The 22900-nt window shown below is 34.1% G+C and carries 22 protein-coding genes and 1 pseudogene; 7 read left to right on the top strand and 16 right to left on the bottom strand.

Annotated features, from left to right (window positions below):
* Positions 1-31: 31 nt before the first annotated feature.
* From MKY90_RS12255 to MKY90_RS12225, 7 genes are all read right to left on the bottom strand, one after another.
* The gene (locus MKY90_RS12255; protein WP_215598746.1) at positions 32-1615 is read right to left on the bottom strand and encodes an aminotransferase class V-fold PLP-dependent enzyme; all 1584 of its coding nucleotides are present in this window, start codon (positions 1613-1615) and stop codon (positions 32-34) included.
* 69 nt (positions 1616-1684) lie between these two features.
* Positions 1685-2233, bottom strand: coding sequence for a glycerol-3-phosphate 1-O-acyltransferase PlsY (gene plsY, locus MKY90_RS12250; RefSeq protein ID WP_098168198.1), 549 nt, complete (start codon positions 2231-2233; stop codon positions 1685-1687).
* A gap of 135 nt (positions 2234-2368) precedes the next feature.
* Positions 2369-3268, bottom strand: a complete 900-nt coding sequence (locus MKY90_RS12245) for a BadF/BadG/BcrA/BcrD ATPase family protein (protein ID WP_002012893.1) — start codon at positions 3266-3268, stop codon at positions 2369-2371.
* Positions 3269-3286: 18 nt separating this feature from the next.
* Entirely contained in the window at positions 3287-4438 is a 1152-nt protein-coding gene (gene anmK, locus MKY90_RS12240; protein WP_002141765.1) for an anhydro-N-acetylmuramic acid kinase AnmK, read from the bottom strand.
* A 21-nt stretch (positions 4439-4459) separates the two neighbouring features.
* The gene (locus MKY90_RS12235; RefSeq protein ID WP_098168196.1) at positions 4460-4726 is read right to left on the bottom strand and encodes a hypothetical protein; all 267 of its coding nucleotides are present in this window, start codon (positions 4724-4726) and stop codon (positions 4460-4462) included.
* Between the two features lie 78 nt (positions 4727-4804).
* Positions 4805-6088, bottom strand: coding sequence for a PTS sugar transporter subunit IIC (locus MKY90_RS12230; protein WP_002136305.1), 1284 nt, complete (start codon positions 6086-6088; stop codon positions 4805-4807).
* An 11-nt stretch (positions 6089-6099) separates the two neighbouring features.
* Complete coding sequence (locus MKY90_RS12225; protein WP_000865888.1) at positions 6100-6405, bottom strand: PTS sugar transporter subunit IIB; 306 nt, start codon at positions 6403-6405, stop codon at positions 6100-6102.
* 226 nt (positions 6406-6631) lie between these two features.
* Between MKY90_RS12225 and MKY90_RS12220 the strand changes: the two genes are divergently transcribed.
* Positions 6632-8191, top strand: a complete 1560-nt coding sequence (locus MKY90_RS12220) for a glycoside hydrolase family 10 protein (RefSeq protein ID WP_098168195.1) — start codon at positions 6632-6634, stop codon at positions 8189-8191.
* Positions 8192-8247: 56 nt separating this feature from the next.
* Here MKY90_RS12220 and MKY90_RS12215 read toward each other — a convergent pair whose 3' ends face one another.
* The 3 genes from MKY90_RS12215 to MKY90_RS12205 form a co-directional block, all read right to left on the bottom strand.
* On the bottom strand, positions 8248-9081 hold the full coding sequence (locus MKY90_RS12215; protein ID WP_002035109.1) for a DUF3974 domain-containing protein: 834 nt from the start codon (positions 9079-9081) through the stop codon (positions 8248-8250).
* A gap of 24 nt (positions 9082-9105) precedes the next feature.
* Complete coding sequence (locus MKY90_RS12210) at positions 9106-10218, bottom strand: toxic anion resistance protein (protein WP_002085564.1); 1113 nt, start codon at positions 10216-10218, stop codon at positions 9106-9108.
* 348 nt (positions 10219-10566) lie between these two features.
* Positions 10567-11160, bottom strand: coding sequence for an O-methyltransferase (locus tag MKY90_RS12205; RefSeq protein ID WP_002085565.1), 594 nt, complete (start codon positions 11158-11160; stop codon positions 10567-10569).
* Positions 11161-11465: 305 nt separating this feature from the next.
* On the opposite strand from MKY90_RS12205, the gene MKY90_RS12200 reads away from it, so the two are divergent.
* Positions 11466-11624, top strand: coding sequence for a hypothetical protein (locus MKY90_RS12200; protein WP_098168194.1), 159 nt, complete (start codon positions 11466-11468; stop codon positions 11622-11624).
* A gap of 35 nt (positions 11625-11659) precedes the next feature.
* Here the strand turns inward: MKY90_RS12200 and MKY90_RS12195 are convergent, their stop codons facing one another.
* The 3 genes from MKY90_RS12195 to MKY90_RS12185 all read right to left on the bottom strand — a co-directional run bounded on the left by MKY90_RS12195 (position 11660) and on the right by MKY90_RS12185 (position 14217).
* Entirely contained in the window at positions 11660-12529 is an 870-nt protein-coding gene (locus tag MKY90_RS12195) for a sigma-70 family RNA polymerase sigma factor (protein WP_098168193.1), read from the bottom strand.
* A complete protein-coding gene (locus tag MKY90_RS12190) occupies positions 12507-13817 on the bottom strand; it encodes a phytoene desaturase family protein (protein WP_061689417.1) in 1311 nt (436 codons plus the stop codon). Before MKY90_RS12190 ends, MKY90_RS12195 begins: the two co-directional genes overlap by 23 nt.
* Positions 13818-13911: 94 nt before the next feature.
* Entirely contained in the window at positions 13912-14217 is a 306-nt protein-coding gene (locus tag MKY90_RS12185; protein WP_002085572.1) for a luciferase domain-containing protein, read from the bottom strand.
* A gap of 206 nt (positions 14218-14423) precedes the next feature.
* Between MKY90_RS12185 and MKY90_RS12180 the strand changes: the two genes are divergently transcribed.
* Both MKY90_RS12180 and MKY90_RS12175 read left to right on the top strand, forming a co-directional pair.
* Positions 14424-15812, top strand: coding sequence for an HD domain-containing protein (locus MKY90_RS12180; RefSeq protein ID WP_149190498.1), 1389 nt, complete (start codon positions 14424-14426; stop codon positions 15810-15812).
* A gap of 293 nt (positions 15813-16105) precedes the next feature.
* Positions 16106-16738: a cupin domain-containing protein gene (locus tag MKY90_RS12175; protein WP_063219359.1), complete on the top strand. Its 633-nt coding sequence runs from the start codon at positions 16106-16108 to the stop codon at positions 16736-16738.
* A 619-nt stretch (positions 16739-17357) separates the two neighbouring features.
* On the opposite strand, the gene MKY90_RS12170 is transcribed toward MKY90_RS12175, so the two are convergent.
* Complete coding sequence (locus MKY90_RS12170) at positions 17358-18632, bottom strand: exosporium glycoprotein BclB-related protein (RefSeq protein WP_341091446.1); 1275 nt, start codon at positions 18630-18632, stop codon at positions 17358-17360.
* 475 nt (positions 18633-19107) lie between these two features.
* On the opposite strand from MKY90_RS12170, the gene MKY90_RS12165 reads away from it, so the two are divergent.
* On the top strand, positions 19108-19398 hold the full coding sequence (locus MKY90_RS12165) for a DUF4183 domain-containing protein (RefSeq protein ID WP_063219527.1): 291 nt from the start codon (positions 19108-19110) through the stop codon (positions 19396-19398).
* 62 nt (positions 19399-19460) lie between these two features.
* Here MKY90_RS12165 and MKY90_RS12160 read toward each other — a convergent pair whose 3' ends face one another.
* Positions 19461-20525 (bottom strand): DUF4183 domain-containing protein, encoded by a 1065-nt coding sequence (locus MKY90_RS12160; protein ID WP_341091444.1) that lies wholly within the window; start codon positions 20523-20525, stop codon positions 19461-19463.
* 323 nt (positions 20526-20848) lie between these two features.
* On the opposite strand from MKY90_RS12160, the pseudogene MKY90_RS12155 reads away from it, so the two are divergent.
* Positions 20849-21283 (top strand): annotated as a pseudogene (locus MKY90_RS12155) (BclA C-terminal domain-containing protein).
* Positions 21284-21606: 323 nt separating this feature from the next.
* On the opposite strand, the gene MKY90_RS12150 reads toward MKY90_RS12155, so the two are convergent.
* Positions 21607-22164 carry a helix-turn-helix domain-containing protein gene (locus MKY90_RS12150; protein ID WP_002141752.1) on the bottom strand — a complete coding sequence of 186 codons (558 nt, stop codon included), beginning with the start codon at positions 22162-22164 and terminating at the stop codon, positions 21607-21609.
* Between the two features lie 117 nt (positions 22165-22281).
* On the opposite strand from MKY90_RS12150, the gene MKY90_RS12145 reads away from it, so the two are divergent.
* Complete coding sequence (locus MKY90_RS12145; RefSeq protein ID WP_002141751.1) at positions 22282-22866, top strand: LysE family translocator; 585 nt, start codon at positions 22282-22284, stop codon at positions 22864-22866.
* Positions 22867-22900: the final 34 nt, after the last annotated feature.

Below are 22900 nucleotides of genomic sequence, written 5' to 3'. Positions count from 1 at the left end.
TGTAGAAATTATATAATAAATATACAAGCATTTACGTTAAAAGAACTTTCTTTAACACACACATCTGCAAACAATTTAACATCCTCTTCATATCACGTTCTTTATAGTGATTCAGACATGCAATTTGGATCCAGTTATTCTTTTGTAAATACGCTGATTCATAATGAACAATATATCCTTGTAACGCTAACGCATCACCTAGCGCCTTAGAAGACTGATCTTCATTTAATTGAATGGTAACTATAATTGGAGCGGCATGTTCTTTAGGTGAAACAAGATTTAAACCCATACTAGTAATAGCTTGTTCAATATATGTATACGTCTCTTTTATTTTTTCAAATACCATTTCATCTTCAAATATTTTTAATGCTTCTTGCAATGTATAAATTAAATTCCATGAATGGGAGTATGGGATACTTTCATTTTCTTCGTACATACCAATGTCCATATAAGCAGGTACTGCCTCGTTTACTTTTACAATGTGGTTATGAAAAACGAAAGATAATCCTGTATATGATTTAATCGCTTTTCCGCTTACACCACTTGCAAAATATACATCCTTCAAATTTATTGGTATTGCTCCAATTGAGCTTATACAATCTACACATAGTTTCATTTGATATTTTTTACAAAGAATGTTTAGTTCTTCTAAATTATTTAACATTCCAGTTGATGTTTCATGGTGAACAAACCAAAGCCATTCATAATTTCCAGTTGCCATTATTTTTTCTAATTCTGTATAAATAAACGGCTCTGCCATTTCTTTTTTATGCGTATCATAATGTAATTGCGCACGTGTTGCATGTCCCACTAACCTATTTCCAAATTCCCCATTTGTTAAAACTAGTCCTTTCCCTTTTAAAGAATTCAACTGTAAAGCAATGGCATCATTCGCTAACGTCCCTGTTCCTAACATTATTTGCACACGTTTTGCTTTTGTCATTTGCAGTAAACGTTTTTTTACATTTTCCATTGTCACTTGAAATGACTTAGAACGATGCGAAATAGGCTTAGTAGAAAATGCCTTTCGAACATTTTCTTCAATATCCACTGGACCAGGTAAAAACGTATATTCTTTCGTCATAATACCCCCAACACTCGACTCTTCAAACATAGCTGGGGTAACATACATTGGCTGGAAGGCTGCTTCTTCAGTACCAACTAACGTATGGAAAGATTTGAATCCCATTTGCTCATATAAAGGTAGTTCACGTGTTGTAGCAGAAATGAGTGCCAATTCATATCCATTTAGAAGCAAATAACGATGTAAAAAGCGAATTAAACCTAACAATGCTCTTCCATTTCGATATTCAAGTTCTACTGAAAGTAAACGAATTTCATATACATTTTCTCCATGTTCTTGCAAATAAAAATCTAGATTTGGAATTTTATAATCTAACGAGAATGGTCGTTTTCCTCGCAATGCAACCATACCTACTAACTTCTCGTCATCTAAACAAATTAAATATGTATTTTCTTCATGGAAACGATCTATACGAACACGATCTTTCGTTTCTTCATGTTGCGGAATTTCTTCTACAAATGTTTTATAATTCAATTTATGTATACTTTCAAATTCCCAAGCTTGATCAGCAACTTTATAAATTAACCCCATGTTGTATCTCCTTTATGTATTTAATAAAAATTATAAGTGGAGATTAACTCCACTTATTAAAAGTTCATTTCATTCTCGATTTACATATAAAATAAGGACAATGATAAGTACACTTAAAATAGTCGTAACAATAGAGTAAGAATACAAAATCATGCAAACTGGTAAACAAGCGATTGTAATTAGTCCGGGCTTAGTAAATCCTTTAAAGATTAAACAAAATATAATGAAAACAGCAATAAGAGTAAGCGCTATCAAATAATCAAATGCAATTAACCCTCCAATAAATGTTGAAATGCCTTTTCCGCCCTTGCCTTTAAATAAAATTGGGTAAATATGTCCAAGTATAACAGCCAGTAAAGCTAACATTACAAATGTAGAATCTTCGAAAAGGTATTTTGCAATAGAAACTACGATTGCCCCTTTGATCGCATCACCTAAAAATGTAGCGACGAAAGACCCTTTTCCATATACGCGCCCCATATTTCTTGCGCCAGGATTACCACTTCCTTCTTCACGAATATCAACATTATGTTTCCACTTCGTTACTATATAAGCGGTCAATATGTTTCCAAATAAATAAGAAGCCACCAAATACAAAAATTGCATACTATTAATCATGTAATCATTCACTTTCTACATGGGAGTACTTATACAATATTCAATGACTATGTATATTGTACTTTTTCTTGCTTTACATCCCTTTATATATTTTAACATCATATTTTTACAAATCATACAAAAATTCTCATAATTCTATTTTATAAAATATACACCCTTCATTAAATGATATGTTCCTTTCACTGCCATTTCTGATGGTGATACGAATATAACTTCTCCCATACTTTTCTCACAGCATTTCTTAAATTCAGCATATATTTCAGGTACTGAACACAATATACTACCACTAACTGCAATTAAAGGTGATAAATCAAACTGCATCTTGTTGTAAATATTCACCGTAATTATCGTTAATTCCTTAGCCGCTTGCAGAATAATTTTATGTGCATCATCATTCCCATTCCTCGCTTCCTCTATAATTAATGGTGCAATTGCTGCAACTTTATCTTTTGAAGAACTATATACTAGTCTTTTTATATGAGATGATGTTAAAAGTCGAAACTCGTCTTGAATCCTTAAGCTTAATGGACAAAGTCTAACTCCTTGATCAAATTGATTTGCCATTCTCTTTAAACCTTGTAACGCAATCCAATAACCGCTTCCCTCATCCCCTAAAATATGTCCCCATCCACCGCTATACTCGTACACTTCGTCTTTCTTTCCTATACAAATTGCACCTGTACCACCTATAGTTAATATTCCATTCTTACCTTTTAAAGCAGCTGCATGTGCAATCATTGCGTCATTAAAAACTTCAATTTTCGTTTCATATTTCTTTATTAATCGTAATGTTAATTCATTTGTATTCGCTCCACTTATACCCGCTAACCCTAAACAAATACAAACGCAGTGCCCATCTATTAAAGCTTTCTTGCATTGATCGATCGCCTCCATAATATGCGAAACTGCTTTTTCATAATCTATTAATATATTTCCAAACCCACTCGTACCTCTTACAACTTCGTTTCCGTCTTGATCAAATGCAATTGCTTCTGTCTTCGTGCCCCCACCATCTACTCCAATCATATACTTCATATGTTCGCCTCATTTTCATCATCTTATTGGAGGGAATGTTATATTCCCTAAAACTACAGATTGCTTTGCACCTGTTGCGCTCGGCACATTACTCGGATTACGATGATGCGTTTCGTTTGCTAATATCGCAAAGGCAATTGCTTCTTTCGCCTCTGAAGAATAGCCTATATCTTCTTGAATGAATATCGCGCACTTTTCTTCCTTCAATCCATTTCGTATCATTTCAACAAGTGTACGATTATAACTGCCCCCACCACCTAAAATTACTTCATCGATTTCATAATACGGCAGAATAAACTCCTTATAATGATGAACAATTGAACTTGCTGTAAACATCGTGACAGTCGTCAAAAGATTTTCTTTACCATGCTTTTCAAACCGCTTCAATAATTCACTTACAAACTCTTCTCCAAACTGTTCTCTACCAGTTGATTTCGGTGGATTCATTTTCAAAAATGGATGGTTCATACAATATGTCAAAATTTCATCTACAACTACTCCTTGTTTTGCAATCCTACCATTTTGATCATATGGCAACTGAAATAATCTTTGACATACATCATCGATTACCATATTTCCTGGGCCAGTATCAAAAGCAATAACACTCTTATCACTTAGATGACTTGGTACTACTGTAACATTACCGATTCCGCCAATATTTTGTAGTAATCTATTTTTAGTTTGATGACGATACAAAATGACCTCTGAATATGGCACAAGTGGTGCACCTTGCCCCCCTGCTGCCATATCCATCGTTCGAAAATTAGAGATAACCGTAGTGTTCGTTTCATATGCTATAACTGCTGGTTCTCCAATTTGCAATGTCGAAGAAATACTATTGCCTTCTTGCTTTGGCTGATGATAAATCGTTTGTCCGTGAGAACCTATTAAATCTAATTGTTCCAATGACAAATCAGCCTTTTTACAAACTTCCTCCACAGCATTGGCAAAACATAAACCAAGCTTAAAGTTCAAACTGCATATCAATTGAACATTAGATGTATCAATTGATAAAGCCTGCAGTATCTCATTTTTTATATCCTTACAAAATGGAACAGTAGTAAAATGAATGAGTTCGACTTTAGAATCTACACCGTTTCCTTCTACATGAACGAGCGCTACATCTATTCCGTCTAACGATGTACCGGACATTATCCCTGCAATATACATAATATGCATGCCCCCTATTCACTAAAAAACAATTATGTAAGTAAACAACGTACAACCTACAGAAAACAATATAAATCTAAAAAACAACTGTGCTTTCGATGCAAACGATCCATCAATGAAAGAAACAACTACCGTAAGCAAAATACTTGCCGAAAAGCTTGTAACGAGCCATATACTATGCATTTGTGATAGATTTAGCATTCTTAATAAAGGTACGAAAAGTAAATTTGCACATATCACTCCAAATAACAATAAAAATACACCTTTATAGCTAAATTTTATATTCATTCTATTTCACCCTCTCTGGACTTAATGTGAAAGAAGTGATAGACAAAATGCCTATCACTCAAAAATAAAATATAAAACTTACGGATTAACAGCTTCCCCATCACCATTTTTCTCAATTTCAAGCATGTTTTTGTCGTACATTTTAAAAAATGGTAGGTAAATAAGGAATGATATTGCTATATTTATAAAAACTAATACCACTGCACGCCAATCTCCACCTGTGGCTAAATACGCGCCAATTGGAGCTGGTAATGTCCACGGCGGCATAATATGTGTTGGCGTTACAAATCCCATCGCAGTTGCTGAATATGCAACAGTTGCTGTTACGAGTGGTGTAATGATAAACGGGATAATTAAAATTGGATTTAGTACAATCGGTAATCCGAAAATAACAGGTTCATTAATATTAAAAATACCAGGAACAATACAAGTTCTTGATAATGCTTTCGAATATTTTGATCGACCAAATACAATCATAGCTAATACAAGCCCTAACGTCGCACCAGAACCACCAATCCATATAAACCATTGGTATAACGGCTCTGGTGATATGAATGGCAACTGATCTGCTCCACTAGCAACTGCTTCACCATTTTTCCCTAAATATACTTCCCATAATGGCCGGGCAACAGTTCCAACAACCGACACACCATGGATTCCGAATGACCAAAAAAATGTAATTAAAAATACTGGAATGATTACACCGAAGTAACTATCACCAGCTTTTACTAACGGTGCCGCTAATTTATCAACTACATGATGTAAATCAATACTAAAAACGACAGTTACTAAACTCATTAAAATAATTACGAATGCAGCAGGTATAAGTGCTTCAAACGAACGTGAAACAGACGGCGGTACTTGTTCTGGCATTTTAATCATTACATTTTTCGTCTTACAAAATCTTAAAATCTCTACTGATAAAATAGATACGATCATCGTTACGAATAATCCATGCCCCCCGAGATTTGTCATCGGAAGCATAAATCCTTTTTTATCGATTAATTCGGGCGTCAATGTTAAAAGTAGTGAGCATACTGCTAACTGTGCCCCTGATAAAGCATCTAACTTATAACTTTTCGCTAAATTGTATCCTATACCAAATGCTATATATAAAGACATAATAAACATCGTTAAACGATATGGTATTAATATACTTGTTTGATTTTTCAATGCCCAAACTGATATGAAACTATCTTTCGGTAATGGTGGAAATGCTACTATTAAAAAGAAACTCCCTACGATAATAAATGGTAACGCCGAAATAACTCCATCACGGATTGCTTGTAAATGCCTCTGTTCAGAAAGCCTTGCCATCGGTCCAGATAAGTTTTTATCAAGAAACGTGACAAACTTATTCATAACGCTTCCCCCTAACTAATTAATTCATTTACAGTTTTTAATAAAGTCGGTCCACCAAGCGGCGTGTATGCTTGCGGCGGAATAATACCGCACGGAATAGATTCTTGTTCTGTAAGTTTTTTTACAGCGTCAAATCGATGTCTAACTTGAGGTGCAACCATTACAACATCCCAACCATTCTTTACTTCTTCCTCCACCTCACTTGTTCCAATAGCATGCACTTCCATGTTCATACCTTTTTTCTCTGCTTCTTTTTTTAAAGCGTTTACAACAATTGCGCTGGACATTCCTCCAGAACAAACGAATAAAACTTTCATTATTGAATCCTCCTATACTTATAAATTGTTTCTTTCAAATGAAAGAAAGTTTCACTTTACTAACAAGCATATGAAGAAATGAAACGATTTAGTTATACTGAAAGTAAATTTCACTAAAAATATTTTTCCTATTAAATTAATGTTTCAATGTTTATTTTTCTCAATTGCAGGGCCAACCTAACATCATATATTATTTTAAATAATCGTATAATAGGGAGGCGTATAAATGATTATGAAACGTTTAGTAATGATGTGCTGTATCGTCATATTGTTTACTCCTTTCTCTTTCATTTCCCCTCACTCTACTTATGCTGAAGTAAATATTACTTACAAAAAACATGAATTACGCGCTGTATGGCTAGCATCTGTTCTCAATATTGATTGGCCTTCAAAAACTGGCTTACCTATTGAAAAGCAGAAACAAGAATTTATAAGACTATTAGACGATGTAAAAAACACTGGTATGAATGCAGTCGTTGTACAAATTAAACCGACTGCTGATGCTTTCTATCCTTCAAATTACGGTCCTTGGTCTGAATACATTACGGGTACACAAGGAAAAGACCCTGGATACGATCCGCTCGCATTTATGATTGAAGAAGCACATAAAAGAAATATAGAATTCCACGCATGGATTAATCCATACCGAATAACGATGAATCACACTGATATAAATCGATTATCAAATAATCACCCTGCAAGACAACATCCCGATTGGGTTGTACCTTACGGCGGGAAGCTATATTACAACCCTGGTATTCCAGATGTGAAAAACTTTATAACGGAAGGCGCTTTAGAAATCGTAAAAAATTATGATGTTGATGCAATTCATATGGACGATTATTTTTACCCTTATAAAGTAGTTGGCGAAGAATTTCCTGATCAAAAAACATATAAAACGTATAATAATGGTCAGTTTTCAAACATAGAAGATTGGCGACGTAACAATGTAAATGAGCTTGTAAAAGGATTAAATATTGCTATAAAACAAGAAAAATCATACGTGAAATTTGGCATTAGTCCATTTGGTGTATGGCGAAATATAGCTGACGATCCAACTGGCTCTAATACAACCGCAGGTCAAAGAAACTACGATGACCTTTATGCTGACACACGTGAGTGGATACAAAAAGGGTACATTGACTACATTACACCTCAAATATATTGGAATATAGGTTTCACACCTGCTGCATATGATATATTAGTAGATTGGTGGGTAAAAGAAACAAATAACAAACCGATTCACCTATACATCGGTCAAGCGGCTTATAAAATAAATAACAACTCTGTGCCTGCTTGGTCTGAGCCAGAAGAATATCCAAAGCAAATCGCTTTAAACCATCAATATCCACAAATAAAAGGTAGTATGCATTTCAGTTTAAAAGATATAAATAACAATCCACTTGGAATTAAAGATAGACTCTCAAAAGACATATATAAACACCCTGCATTAATTCCACCTATGCCTTGGCTTGATCATGATCCGCCAAAACAACCTACTTTAAAAGGTGCCATTCCAAGAGATGAAGGTATTGCCGTAGGAATAATTGACAATAGAGATAATGACTCTTCTTATTACGCCATTTACCGTGTGAATGGAAAAAATGAAGTGGATATACAAAACCCAAAACATTTACTTACTACTGTAAGAAAAACAAAACTTGGAGAAATTTACGTAGATAAAACGGCTATTTCTGGAGAAACGTATACGTATGTGGTAACTGCAGTTGATCGATTGCATAATGAAAGCATTCCTTCTAGCTTTACTACTGTTAAGGCAAAATAAAATCTCAAAAAAAACGCCTTAAAGCTGAGAAATACTTAGCTTTTAAGGCGCCTTTTTTATTTATTCTTAAACTTCTCAGTCGCTGCTCTCATCTTCACATTCAAATCATGATCAATGGAGTCGCGAATATCACGCTCTACTACTTCCATTTCTTTTTGGAAATTTTGCAAGTATATTTTTAGTTCTTCTTCTTTTTCAGGACGTTGTGATGGTGGTAATTGTACCACTAATGATAACATCGCTGTTAAATCTTTCATTAAGAACGTTTCAAGTTTATGTTGTTGTTCAAACATGCGTTGTTCTTGATAGTACGGCAATGCATTTAATACTGAAATTGTAATGTCATCAACCGTTCTTTGTAGTGAAGGATTAATCGAGCGTTTATATGCTTGAATTGTATTTAATGCATCTGGATATCGATCATAGAAATACAATTTATAAAACGATAAGTCTGTCGGTTTTACAGTTTGCTGCGTTTCTTGTCTTAAGAAATCTTTCACTTTCATCGCGGCCACATCGATATCTTCATTTGTAAGCTTTTTCGTTGTTTTTGCCATTACATGCACTTTTTTCTGTTTTTCTTTCGGTAACATTGAAAATACTTGTTCTCTCGTACGTTGACCTGATGTACAGAAAAGAGTATTCAATGTATGTTGTTCTTTCTTTCCTTCCGTACGAATCCAGCGATAAAAGAGTGGATGTTGCGTAAACTCTTGTAAAAACGGTGTCGATTTGTTTGATAATTTCTCAATGGAATCTTGTGCTCTCTTATATGGTTTCGTCCATGAAAAATAAAGTTTACGTCCGAAGTATACAACTAAAACAACGACAGTAAATGCGATTAAAAGTAATGATCCTAATAGTAATAATACTCCTTGAATGAAACTCATTTTTTCACCTCCTCTAAAAGTCTGTTATTTCCTTGGACGCTGAATGAGTTTCTGCTTCATCTCATCATTAAATGTATCTAGTTCAATTACAAATTTCTTACTAGACTCAATAATACGTTCTGACGATTTCTCAGATGCTTCAATAGCGGCAAATACATTTTGGAATGATTCACGTAATTTATCCATGCTAATTGCAGGATTTTCAAGGAGTTTTGTTGTTTCTTCTGTATTTTGTTTTAATGCTTGAGAATTGCTTAATACCATTGATTCAATCGCTTCATTTGTCGCATTAACTGCATCAATTGTTTTACGTTGATTTGTTAATGCGAGCTGAATTGCAGCTGAAACCGTTATAACGTTTTGCGTCATCGTAATTGCATTACGAATTGCCTCTGATAGCTTTTCATTATTTTTCTTAATGATGTCTACAGATGCGATAGATTGTAATAATACACTTTTTGCCTGTTGCATATTACGAGTACGCACAAGTATCTTTTCTAATGCATCATTTATTAACGGAATATCCCTTTGACGTTCTGGATTTTGTTTCTCAGCTTCAAGCATACCAGCAAGTTTTCTTCCTAAGTATACTTGTTTATCAAGAGCGTGAATTTTATCGTGTGATTGCTCTTTTAACATTTCAAGACCAACCGTATCCTCTTGCAAGTTATCACGGCCAATGAGAAGTGATCTTATAATCTCCTCGATTTGCTTATCTATAGATTGATATTTATGCACGTAATTTTCAAGCGGATTTTTCTTAAACACTTTAAACATAAGTTTCTTCATACCAGTTGCTTTTAATGAGTTTGGATCAAGTTCTGATACCACTTTTCGTAATTCTAACAATGTATTTGGAATTTCTTCATTCTTTCCATTCATCATCGCTGTCACAGGACGTTTTAAAGCTGATAGCGTTTGTCCTGCCGCTTGCTGCTCTTTATCCCCTAAGTCTCCAAGCTGCGACAATACTTTTGATAAATCTGTATTTTGCTCGCTATTTAACTTTTGTACATAAAGATCTGCTTCTTTATTCAGTTCTTCAAGTTCTGCATCTTTTATTACTGTATCCACTACTACTTCTACATTATTATCTTTCACAATCGATACAGGTTCTTTTTTCTCGAGTTCAGTCAACAAAATCGCTCCTTTATTTATATGTGCGAATTTATGTGCACTATATTTCATCTAATATATCGTATTTCATATACATTTTTGCTTGCTTGAAATCGATTTTTCAAGAAATACCTGCTTATGCAGTCATTCCCTGTTTCATAGTATAAGTATACCTGTTCTCGTCATTATTTTCCTCAGACTTAAGACCTAGAGAACAACATACTGAAGACGGATTCTTCATAGCTTACCTTACTTATCACCACTGACTATTAATTTGAAATTCCATTTAGTTACCTTCTTAAATTCATACAATGCTCCATCTTTTGACATATACTATCTTTCAATGTGATAATTATATTAGGTCCACTTCTAATTATTCTTCCGCGCAACAAATGCTCCCTTTTGAAAAGCTAATAACACGGTTTCAAACGTAACGTCTTCTTCAATCATCTTTATAAATCCAGCTAATTCCCCCGCATGAGAAGTTGCATTATCAATTACAAGAAAACCTTTTGGCTCTAAAATACGTTTTATATGTTCCCACCACCACATGTATTGCGTGCGCTCTGAATCTAGGAAAATAAAATCAAATGAACGATCTACTTGCGAATCTAAAAATGCCCCAGCCTCTTGATTATGAATATCGATTCTCTGTGTAAGATTTGCCCTTTCAAAATTTCCAAGTGCCTCTCCAACCCGTTCTGAAGAAAGTTCTACAGTTATAACATTTCCATTTGTTTCTTCTACCGCATTTGCTAGCCACAATGTAGAATAGCCATTTGAAGTTCCAATTTCTAAAATTTTTTTTGCATTGCAGCCCTTTACTAATACTGATAAAAACTGCCCCATTTCACGAGAAATATTTCTTAATTTTTCTTCTCTTTTTTCTTTATGTCGATCATGCTCTTCTCCATATTGTTCAAGTTGCAATAATAATGAATCTAGAGTATTCATTTTCTCCATCGCCTTTCCAAGCAATATGATGAAAAAGTACATGATGCCCGTCTACTTTTCATTATATGCGAAATGCACACCTTTTTCCTGTTATACGACAAAGAATTAAAATTTTTTATAGCATATTGTTTCGTTTTTTGGTAAAGTTAATTTCTACGTGCAATTATTTAATTCACATTATTTTACAATCAATTTTCAATTATAAGATAATCTAAACCCCATTTAAATGAATCGGTATTTCTAATTCAACTAAGCGCCCTTTTCGGACGCATTTTCTTTTGTTTATATATTTCTGTAAGAAAGGATGCTTACACATGAACGTGATTAACTTAGATGCTGCTAGAAGACGTAAACAGCATAAACAACTAATGATAACTATACCGATTATTAAACGCATTTATGAAGAAGACGGGGAAATTAAATTCGAGGTAGCCGGCGAAAAAGATGTACCTCTTGAAATGTTAGAAAAATAAAAAAAAAGACGCACTTCTAAAGAAATGCGTCTTTTTTATACTATTACATTTAAGTGCATAAGTTTTTCTGGATTAACCATCATATAAATGTTTGAAATTTTCTCATCCTCAAATATGAATGAAAATACATACGTCACTTTATTATTTATTGTAACTATAACGCCTGGTGCACCATTTACTATTTTGAAATCAACACTATACTTTTCTGGCAATCGTTTTGCAATTCCAAAGAACAAACGTATAATTTTATCTGCAGAATAAATCGGATTAATTGCAGTTGTAACTTTACCACCACCATCTGCTTTAAATATCGCATCTGTTTTTAAAACTTCTAACATGCCTTGCGTATCCCCACACTGCAATGATGATACAAATTTCTCCACGTAAGCAGCTATCTTCTTCGTACTTAATGTTGACTGCTTCGGCTTATCTAAAATACTTTTTCGTGCACGTTGAAAGATTTTTCGGCAATTCACACTACTCTTTTCTACAATCGAAGCGATTTCTTCGTAGTCATAACTAAAAACCTCTCTTAATATGAAAACAACCCTCTCTACCTCAGTCAGTTGTTGTAAAAGTAATAAATATGCCGTAGAAATTGATTCTTTCATTACAAATGACTCTGATGGATCATCAATCTCTTCCACAAATGGCTCTGGCAACCACATTCCGACATATACGTTACGTTTATGTGCTGCCGAACGTAATTTGTCAATTGAGCGATTTGTTACCATTTTACATAAATAGGCTCTCATATTTTCTATAGATTGAACGTCCTCCATATTATTAAACGATATAAATACGTCATGGACGATATCTTCGGCATCCATAACACTCCCAAGGATTCTATATGCTAACGAAAATAATAATGGTTGATACGCTTCATATAACTGCTCCGTTTCCATGATGAACTGCCTCACTTTCAAATTTCTTTAAAATGTGTAACGCTGCACGTTTCCCGCTTGCTACCGCAGCATCAGCTAATATTTCATCATGCCCAGCCCAATCTCCTGCAACGTAAACACCTGGCATTTCAGGTATATTAGGGCCTGGTTTTTCAACACGGTCAATATGAGGAAAATCATGTACTACCGTAATTTTCGGTAAATATTGCTGTGCAACAACTTCTCTTTTCCAATTCGGATGTAACAATTCCATCATATTTTCTAACTGTTCTTTCTCTTCTTGAATATGATTCAGTTCTAGTACAGGGTTATGGTATTTAATTAGACTCACTACAATTGATCCATCTTCACTTAATTTAGCTGCTCTCGATTGATTCGTGAAAAATATAGGTTGATCCAATCCCAATGCAAAATGATGCAAAGGATTCGGTAATTGTTTTAAACCAATATCTAACGCTGCCACGGTCACTTGTATAGATTGTTCACTCCATTTTTGCAAACTTGTTCCTTCTGTACCTTTTATAATTTTACATGCCTCTTTCGGTGGAGTTGTTACAATAACTGCCCCTGCTTCAAATACTTCATCGTCAACACAATGTATTCTTTGTTTTCCTTCACAATGCTCTATTTTTAAAACATGCTTTTTAGCCAGAAATTGTACACCACTAGTATTCGCTATTCCTCTTAAATTTGTTATTATCGTCTCCCAACCACCATCTACATAAAGTACTCCTTCTTTCATAGAAAGCTGTATTTGCTTTAGTACGGAAGATGCTAATTGTATTGTAGGAGCATACGTATATGTTGTTGTTCGGCATAATGCATAAAATATATTTCGAACCATTGGATCTTTAATTTCATTTTCTGCCCATGTAGTTAGGCTTATTTTCGGAACTTTTTCTACATCTAAGTTTCCTAAATGAATCATAAGACGAGCGAACTGTACTTTTGCAGACCATGAAAGTAACGGTGTTGATAAAATAGAGCGAAAATCTGTTGGAATGGTATAAATATCCCCTTTCCATATTCCATGTGCTTTTGTAGATGGGATTCCACCTGGAAGATTTACTCCTAGCTCATTAAAAGTTATAAACGCTTCTCCACCTCTATATAAAGCATGTGCACCAAGATTCATACAAATGCCGTTTTTATTTATAGTCATCCCTCGACCACCGAAGTGACTGGACTTTTCTAATACAATAACTTTCCTTCCAGCTTTCGCTAAATATATAGATGCTGTTAATCCAGCAAGCCCACCACCAACAATTGCTACATCAAAATGTTTCATAATAAAATCCCTCCTTATCCGTTCTACATACGAGACGAACGATTAAGGAGGGATTTGACATGAAAATATATTTTTACTTATCTATTTTATTTCATTATTTTTTTATTCTGTCATATTGCATACGAAATAACTCAATTGCAAATGGAATATCATCTTCACTCTTTATATAATAACTTATCCATCCTGATTCAGGTAATACGTGATGTGGTTTCACCAATCCTTGGCTCACTAATTCATCCCGCTTTACCTTTGGAAATGGTAAATCAACTAACTTATCGCCATGCAAATGACCAAGTTCTTTCTTACCATAATTTATTTCAATACCACCAAATCGATGCGGCTTTTCAGAAACACCTGCCCAGCCAAGTACTTCATTTCTAATCATTTCACTAAATGACATGAACCTTCACCCCTTTTTAATGATTGATGTAATATTAAATTAACACGTTCATTACTTTTTTCCATCAATCCAAAGTATGAATGGATATACGAATATAGTTTAATCTCAATATCTTTATTTTTTTTACACACTTAAAACAATTTCAAAGGGTATTTATTCTATTATATAGAATTATTATTAAAAATAAATTTAAGGGATGGATATATATGAGCAAGGTATTATTACAAAAGGCAAATTATCTACGATCTGATGAATTAAAGCTTTTGAAAAAAGCTATACATTTTGCAGAGCAAGCACATGATGGACAATACCGTCAAACTGGAGAACCATATATTATTCACCCTTTCGCGATTACAGAAATACTGCTAAATTATAAAGCTGACATTACAACATTGATTGCTGCTTTATTACACGATGTTGTAGAAGATACCGAATACTCTCTAGAAGAAATTGAATCACATTTTGGTGCGACTATTCAATATATTGTAAATGGATTAACAAAAGGAAAAAAACTTCAAGATCAAAACAAAGTATTATACGAAGCAATTAATTTCAAAAAATTACTAGTATCCTCTCAACAAGATATACGTGTTGGCATTATTAAGGTTATAGATCGCCTTCACAATATAAAAACATTGAGTGTTAAAAAACCCGCAAAACAAGTAGCTTATGCGAATGAAACATTAACACTATTTGCGCCACTTGCAAAGCGATTAGGGTTATATACAATCCAGCATGAATTAGAAAATCTTGCTTTTCAATATCTACATAAAGAAAGATATACTGAAGTACATAAATTTTTAACCGAATATGTGCCACACCTTCAAAAAAATATAACTCATTTAAGAAAAGGGATACATTCTTTTTCTAATACAAACCTTTCATTTGAAATAAACTATGCGTTCCCCCCAGTATATACTGCATACTCACAATTACAAGAAATACAAAATGTATCAGGTATTTCACAAATTTGTATTACAACTACAAGTGTACTAGATTGCTATAAAATTCTTGGAATAATACATCAATTATATAAACCAACTATAAACTATTTCGAGGATAATATAGCACTTGAAAATAGCCATTTTAATAACAACTTAAAAACTAAAGTCAATATGAATGATGCTGAACAAACAATTATCATTCAAACACAAATAGCAAAAACGTTGAAAGATAACGGTATTTTTTCTTTATTGAATGATAGAACTGCAAATATTCAAGCAATATCTTATAAAATAATGGATGATACAATTGTGAATAACAATTTATTAACTACAGATCCAATCACTTTCCGTAGTTTAGTATCGTATGAACTATTTGAAAATACTATTACAGCTTATACTACAGATTTACAACCAGTTTATTTACCTGATGGTGCTACAATCATTGATTTTTCTTTCTCTGCATTTCCAAAAATTGCACATAGCATGAAAAAAGTAAAAGTAAATGGGATGCCTGTTCCACTTAAAACAAAGATATCTCATTTAGACGTAATTGAAATCCATTTTGATTCAAAACAAAACTTGGCAATAGAATGGCTAAATTACGCCAATACTGCTAAAGCACAATTAATGATTCATCAAAAACTATCTTAAATAAAAGGCCAATTCCTTTCTATAAGGCATTGGTCTTTTCATATAACGTAACCATTAAAATATACGAAATAAATTTCAATATTTTTACTCCTAACCTAACATCAATAATTCCGACTTTCATTAGTTCGCTCTAATTTTTATCCGTATTTACATTATGAGAAATAAGAAGCACAACCTATATTCTTTATAAAACAGGTGAATTTATTATGATACAGACAAATGCACATAACTAACACTAGGCACATATCCTAAAGTTGTATCCATACTTACCTATAGAAAGGCGGGTAATACAATTGACTTCTAATATCGACTACACTTCCCCCTCAACTAATTTCACTCATGATTTAAGTAAAAGTAATTTTTTTAAGAAAGATGCCCAAAATTATATAAATGTACTTGGCATAAAACAATTAAACACTTTAGAAAATACTTCTTTATTAGATATTTATTTAAGTACAGGCAACGTTGTAGAACCACATATTCATCAAAATGCAGCTGAACTTGTTTACTGTATTTCAGGATCTGCTGTTGTTTCTTTACTTAATCCATTTACGAATCAAATATTAAACTTACCGATAAAACCAGGGCAAGTTGCCAACATTCCACAAGCGTGGTGGCATTATGAAATTGCTTCAGCAGATAATACTCATTTATTAGCTATATTCGACGCCCCAACCCCAGAAGTTGTTTTTGGTTCTGATATTTTAAGATTAACTCCCGCTAATATGATGGCTCATACTTATTGCCTCAATGAACAACAATGGAAACAAGCCGTATCCCCAATTCAATCCACTACGGTAATTGGTCCTCCCGGAAACTGTAATCAAAACCGCGACATGATAAATCAGTCAACTCAGCCCCCTACTCAACAACAAAATCTATATTACCAAGATTCTTATTACTTCCCTCTATACTGGGGGTATTAATTAGTATCATTTTAATAGAACCACCATTTATCTCCTCGGAAAATATCGAGGAGATTTTTTATCGTAACAATTAATAGAGTACATACATATAATATTTATATATTTAATTGGAGGTGATAGTACTATGAGTAATTATAACTATCGAAAAAACTACTCTAATAATAAAAATAGTAGCTCTTCAGCATCCTCTCAATCTTCGAACTCTCAATCTTCCGATTCCCAGTCACAAAGAGATTTAGCCGAGCAAGGCTATGTAAAGAAAAAAGGATGTAACTGTAATAAAAATAAATAGTTTATTACTAATTTGAGCAATGACATTTCACCGCTCATGATTAACAATTTAACCCACTAGTATATAGTTTATTTAATGGATGAATTCTGTTTTTAATAGAATTCATCTTTTTTGTTTATATGTAATTTTTCAAACCATATAACTTATTCCATAAACAATAAAGTGTAAATCATAAATTTTGATTTTTCTTATATACCAACTTAACAAAGAGTAACTTTTCAATTGATTTATTTCTAATTTCCCACAAAAAATATAGCCCCACCTAATAAAATTAGGTGGGGCTATATACAAATGCCTGTTTAAATTTCAAACAAACATTGTAACAAGTTAGACGATATTAATACCTGCACTTACAAATCCAGCAACTGCAGCTATTGGACTAGCAGCTGTTAATGAAACATATAATAATACTTTATCCCCAGCGGCTACCGGAATTGCTTCAGGTATGATACCTGATGCTGTAGCACCAATCGCTATTACAGCAAATGCTGGTGCTAATAATAAAGGCGCGCCCTGTACTGTAAACGTATTACTTGCTGCTGGTGCAGTTAATATTTGTATCTGCACTTGAACAGGTGATAATGGAGCTAATGCAGCTGTTGCACTAAAGAAACCTGCTAATGACGTAATAGTCCCTGCACGTGGTGCTACAAATGCATAAGAACCTATCCCTAACGCTAATGTGATACTTGTTCCACCCGTTAAAGCTATGCCAGGCTGACTAAATCCAAATCCAAGAAGAGTTCCTGTATTAGCTATTAACGCGTTAACTAACGCAGATGGTGTTGTACCTGAAGCAAACGGAATAATAGCTCCGCCACCAGTTGCTCCTGTTGCTCCTGTCGCTCCTGTTGCTCCTGTCGCTCCTGTCGCTCCTGTTGCTCCTGTTGCTCCTGTTGCTCCTGTTGCTCCTGTTGCTCCTGTTGCTCCTGTTGCTCCTGTTGCTCCTGTCGCTCCTGTCGCTCCTGTTGCTCCTGTCGCTCCTGTCGCTCCTGTCGCTCCGCCTCCTGTTGCTCCTGTTGCTCCTGTCGCTCCTGTCGCTCCTGTTGCTCCTGTTGCTCCTGTTGCTCCGCCTCCTGTTGCTCCTGTTGGACCTGTTGGACCTGTTGGACCTGTTGGACCTGTCGCCCCTGGAGTAGCATTGATTAATTGAATTAATAAACCAAAAAGAACTTGTAAAGTTGCAGGATCGATATTTGAGTTGCAGGATATAGGGATAAGATCTAGAGCGAAGAAGAATTGTGCAAGAGCGCTATAAAATTGTTGCAATAATGTTGACAATTGTCCTAAATTAGGTGCTGGAGATTGTAATAAAACTATAATACTTTGAGTTAATTGTTTCAAAAAATTAACTTCTGGGGAAGGTAATAAGGAATTTAAGAAAATTAAAAATTGATTAAATAAATCGAGTAACGCTAATCTGTTTGCATTACTTGGATTTGCAAAAAATGCTGCAATAGCTGATATTAATGAATTTAGTAAAGTTATTAATTGACTTAATTGTTGGCTAGTAATAGGAACTGACTGTGGATTTTTACAACAATCTGCTGAAAAAACAATCGGATTGCAGTTATTATGACCAAAACAATTATTTTGTGACATTTATTTCCTCCTTACTTTTCTTATAGTTGAGTGTTTTCCTATTCTAAGAACTATAAAAGATGCGATTGTAAAAAGTAGTTGAGTTATATGTTTCTCTTAAAATAGGAAACATGAATTATAATCAAACTTGAAAACGTAATTTAATTATGTTCATGACTCACATATTAATTATATGTTTTTAATAATTGACTGCTTAGATTAAACACCTAAACTTAAGAGTTTATTTTATTTTTCCACGTTTATCTATTAGGTCCAAAAGCACATTTTCATTTAAAAATTAAAACATAAATAAATCATTAGCATATATTCCACAAGTAACAACATCATTCTTTCAAATAATTAAATGATACCTTTACTAATATTGTGTTCCTTCTATAATCATGAAGCCGTTTCTATTATAAAAAACTTTCATACAATATAGTGGACAAGTTATTCTATACTTCGTTCAAAAAATAATTAAAGGAGTGAAATTTAATTGCCAATTATTCAACCATTTATCGCTTCTAGAAGATTTACATCTACACTAGGAGCTGGAACAGGAACAGGTGCAGCTTTTGCAATTGCTGCAACAGCTTGTTTAAACGATGCCGGTACTACTGCAACTGCCTTTCCGACTTTTACGTATTACAACCTCTATGTAAACGGCGTAATTCAACCTAGCGTGAACTCCAGTGTGACCACAGGTCCTACTGGTGCTATTACAATTCCTGGCGGAGATGTATTAGACGGTGGAATTCCAATTACAATTGAATTTATCGTCACTTAATTTTAACTAACCAAATTCAGAACAAAAAGGACAGATTTCTCTTTATAGGAAATCTGTCCTTTTTAATTGATAATAATAAATTGTAGGATAATTGAAGATCCTTGTGAGGGTGGTTCAGCATCTAATAAAGTTAACTGACCAGCTGTAACTTCATAAAAAGGTTGTGGTTGAAGAATTCCATTTATAAATAGATTAATATAAGAAACTTCACTTGGTGATAAGATTTGTGTTGTACCGTATTGTGCTATACCATCTGCATTAGTATATATAAGTTTTTCCCCATCTGAAAAAGTAAAATATAATAGGTTTGTTGTTGGGATTGTTCCCGGTATTCCCGTTGGGCCGGTTATTCCTGTTGCTCCTGTTGGGCCGGTTACTCCTGTTACTCCTGTTATTCCTGTTATTCCTGTTGCTCCTGCTGCCCCTGTTTCTCCTGTTATTCCTGTTACTCCCGTCTCTCCTGTTATTCCGGTTGCTCCGGTTGCCCCTGTTTCTCCGGTTTCTCCTGTTGCTCCTGTTTCTCCCGTTATTCCTGTTGCTCCTGTTGCTCCTGTTTCTCCGATTTCTCCCGTTATTCCTGTTACTCCGGTTTCTCCGGTTTCTCCCGTTATTCCTGTTGCTCCTGTTTCTCCTGTTTCTCCCGTTACTCCGGTTACTCCTGTTTCTCCTGTTTCTCCGGTTTCTCCGGTTGCCCCTGTTTCTCCGGTTGCCCCTGTTGCTCCTGTTATTCCTGTTGCTCCGGTTGCTCCGGTTTCTCCTGTTATTCCTGTTGCTCCGGTTGCTCCGGTTGCCCCTGTTGCTCCGGTTATTCCTGTTGCTCCTGTTTCTCCGGTTTCTCCGGTTGCCCCTGTTTCTCCGGTTTCTCCGGTTTCTCCTGTTTCTCCTGTTTCTCCGGTTGCCCCTGTTTCTCCGGTTGCCCCTGTTGCTCCGGTTATTCCTGTTGCTCCTGTTTCTCCGGTTTCTCCAGTTGCCCCTGTTGCTCCGGTTTCTCCGGTTTCTCCGGTTTCTCCGGTTTCTCCGGTTGCTCCGGTTGGAAAATTAATAGACGGAAGAGGTGGAAATGTAGGACCGATATTTTTAGAATCCATAACTTCCTTAGACATTGGTAATTTGTCATATCGATTCAAATTTGCATCTCCCTTCTATAGTATTTATTAAATGTTAGATGTTCCGAAATGTTAAAAGAATTTTCTAAAAAAACACTATTAATCTCTCGATTAAAATCTTTGTACAAAATCAAATTTAATGTAACTTACTAAAAATGAATGTATTTTAAACAGCATGCCGTTACTATAAAAAATATTATTAATAGAATATATGAAAAGTATCTCCTTTATCATAAAAATGAGATGATTTTAATTAAAAATAAAGATAGAGAACATCCCCAAAATAATGACGTACAATTATCCTTCCTTATAGACTAACTGGTCCTACTGGTAGTACTGGACCCATGAGTAATACCGGAACATAAACGTTACAACAAATTCTATATTTGCAAATAATACAGTGGATGGAACAGTTTCAGTTGTACTAGGGTGGTACTAACATACTACTTTCAAACAATCAAAGCCTTGATAGCTTTGCAGTCAATAGTGCGAATAATTTATTTACAGTGCCTGTAACGGGACGTTATTATCTTTCTTATCAAATTAATACTACAACTGCACTTCTTGCGGGTTCAAGACTACTTTTAAACGGATCTACATCGCTTCTGAGCTCAATTCTATCTCCTGCCTTATCTACTTCAAGTTATAATAATAATTTAATTACAATATTAAATGCAGGTAATACTATTTCTCTTCAATTATTCGGTCTCTTATCAATTGTCAATTTAGTCGGTGGTGGATCAACTGGCGCCTCTCTAACAATTATACGAGTTGATTAATAAATGATTCATTTTTTCTTCTTAGCTTTAAATGCCATTCCCCTATATAGATAGTAGAAACTATCTATACTAAATATTCCGGATAAACATTATCAATTTACTCTATACGCTATCAATGTTAAGTTATTTATGAAGACAGTTTCTCCTTTACTAATCATCTCAATATGTATTTGAGAAACATTCTCCAATCCTATACGCGAGAGAAGTACTGTGTTGACACTCAAATGAGTGTCTTTTTTTTGTAAATTGTAATAAATAAAACCATCTCTTATAGATGGTTTTATCAAAACATATCTCTTTATATTCTAAATAAAATAGCAAGTTTATGAAGCTGGATAATAAATGGTCATACTTAACCGAGTTAGCGTTCGTCCGGAATTATGATAAGAGTGCGGTCTATCCGCCTTAAAGCGAATTGAATCTCCGCTATTTAATGTATATTGACAATCATTTATTTCAATTGTCAATTCTCCCTCAAACACCGTTATAAATTCTTCGGTCCCTTCTTTATGGCCTTCCGAACTTAATTTTCCTTCCTTTTCAATTTCAACCGTATAGATTTCAAAGTTCCTATCATCTTGAAAAGGAAAAGAAGGATACACTTTATATCTCCCATTGTCTTCTGATAATATTTGAACATCGTTTCGTAAAACCACTTTCGTATCAGGCTGTGGATTATTAATTAAAGACGTAAAAGACACTTTTAAACCATTCGCAATTTTCCATATCGTTGTTAGTGTCGGGCTTGAATCTCCTCTTTCAATTTGTCCAATCATCGTTTTACTCACACCCGTTAATTGGGAAACCTTTTCTAAACTTAATTTTTCTTTCTCACGTATTGCTTTTATATTTTTCGCCAAAATAAGTTGAATTTCTTCCATAAAAAAACACTCCTATACTATATACAACATAACGACCGTTATGTATAATAAAAAGCACACGTTATATTGTTCTTTTCGGTCATTATAACACACGAAAAATACTTAGGGGGTTTTGAAATGCCTTTATTTTCTTTTTTATTATTTGTTTTTATTAGTAGCTTCACACCCGGTCCTAACAATTTTTTAGCTATGACATACGCAAATCAACTTGGTTTGAAAAGGAGCATGCAATTTTGCTTTGGAGTAGCTTTCGGTTTTTTCCTCCTCACTTCTTTATGTAGTTTCTTTAATATCGTACTAATTAATATTTTACCCAAAATCGAATTACCTTTAAAAATTTTAGGAGTAGCATACATGCTATATCTAGCTATTAAAATACTCATTAGTAAAGGCAGTACAGATCCCGATGAAAAAGATAATAAAAACTTATTTACAGTGGGGATTTTTCTTCAGTTTGTTAACCCTAAAGGGATATTATTCGGACTGACTGTAGTTTCTACTTTTATTCTCCCTTACTACAATTCATATTCTAGTTACCTTCTTTTTTCATTATTTTTAGGAGTAGTCGGTTTAATGAGTACATTTAGTTGGAGCCTATTCGGTTCAATGTTCCAAAAACTTTTATTAAAACATAACCAATTCTTTAACATTATTATGGCAGTTTTATTAATTTTTAGCGCTATTTCAATTGTTATCAACTAACTCCATAACCATCCCAATTCTTAATTTAACAGTC

The sequence above is a fragment of the Bacillus sp. FSL P2-0099 genome (genome assembly GCF_038007445.1).
Lineage (GTDB): Bacteria > Bacillota > Bacilli > Bacillales > Bacillaceae_G > Bacillus_A > Bacillus_A mycoides.
The sequence above is the reverse complement of the archived record's forward strand: the minus strand, read 5'-3'. Positions and strand labels throughout refer to the sequence as shown.

Bases quoted from the DNA above. Each gene is read 5' to 3' on its own strand.
- MKY90_RS12190 (WP_061689417.1), bottom strand. From the start codon at position 13,817: ATGAAACATTTTGATGTAGCAATTGTTGGTGGTGGGCTTGCTGGATTA.
- MKY90_RS12215 (WP_002035109.1), bottom strand. From the start codon at position 9,081: ATGAGTTTCATTCAAGGAGTATTATTACTATTAGGATCATTACTTTTA.
- MKY90_RS12150 (WP_002141752.1), bottom strand. From the start codon at position 22,164: ATGGAAGAAATTCAACTTATTTTGGCGAAAAATATAAAAGCAATACGT.
- MKY90_RS12170 (WP_341091446.1), bottom strand. From the start codon at position 18,632: ATGTCACAAAATAATTGTTTTGGTCATAATAACTGCAATCCGATTGTT.
- MKY90_RS12225 (WP_000865888.1), bottom strand. From the start codon at position 6,405: ATGAAAGTTTTATTCGTTTGTTCTGGAGGAATGTCCAGCGCAATTGTT.
- MKY90_RS12235 (WP_098168196.1), bottom strand. From the start codon at position 4,726: ATGAATATAAAATTTAGCTATAAAGGTGTATTTTTATTGTTATTTGGA.
- MKY90_RS12255 (WP_215598746.1), bottom strand. From the start codon at position 1,615: ATGGGGTTAATTTATAAAGTTGCTGATCAAGCTTGGGAATTTGAAAGT.
- anmK (WP_002141765.1), bottom strand. From the start codon at position 4,438: ATGTATATTGCAGGGATAATGTCCGGTACATCGTTAGACGGAATAGAT.
- MKY90_RS12195 (WP_098168193.1), bottom strand. From the start codon at position 12,529: ATGGAAACGGAGCAGTTATATGAAGCGTATCAACCATTATTATTTTCG.
- MKY90_RS12185 (WP_002085572.1), bottom strand. From the start codon at position 14,217: ATGTCATTTAGTGAAATGATTAGAAATGAAGTACTTGGCTGGGCAGGT.
- plsY (WP_098168198.1), bottom strand. From the start codon at position 2,233: ATGATTAATAGTATGCAATTTTTGTATTTGGTGGCTTCTTATTTATTT.
- MKY90_RS12220 (WP_098168195.1), top strand. From the start codon at position 6,632: ATGATTATGAAACGTTTAGTAATGATGTGCTGTATCGTCATATTGTTT.
- MKY90_RS12200 (WP_098168194.1), top strand. From the start codon at position 11,466: ATGAACGTGATTAACTTAGATGCTGCTAGAAGACGTAAACAGCATAAA.
- MKY90_RS12180 (WP_149190498.1), top strand. From the start codon at position 14,424: ATGAGCAAGGTATTATTACAAAAGGCAAATTATCTACGATCTGATGAA.
- MKY90_RS12245 (WP_002012893.1), bottom strand. From the start codon at position 3,268: ATGAAGTATATGATTGGAGTAGATGGTGGGGGCACGAAGACAGAAGCA.
- MKY90_RS12145 (WP_002141751.1), top strand. From the start codon at position 22,282: ATGCCTTTATTTTCTTTTTTATTATTTGTTTTTATTAGTAGCTTCACA.
- MKY90_RS12230 (WP_002136305.1), bottom strand. From the start codon at position 6,088: ATGAATAAGTTTGTCACGTTTCTTGATAAAAACTTATCTGGACCGATG.
- MKY90_RS12205 (WP_002085565.1), bottom strand. From the start codon at position 11,160: ATGGAGAAAATGAATACTCTAGATTCATTATTATTGCAACTTGAACAA.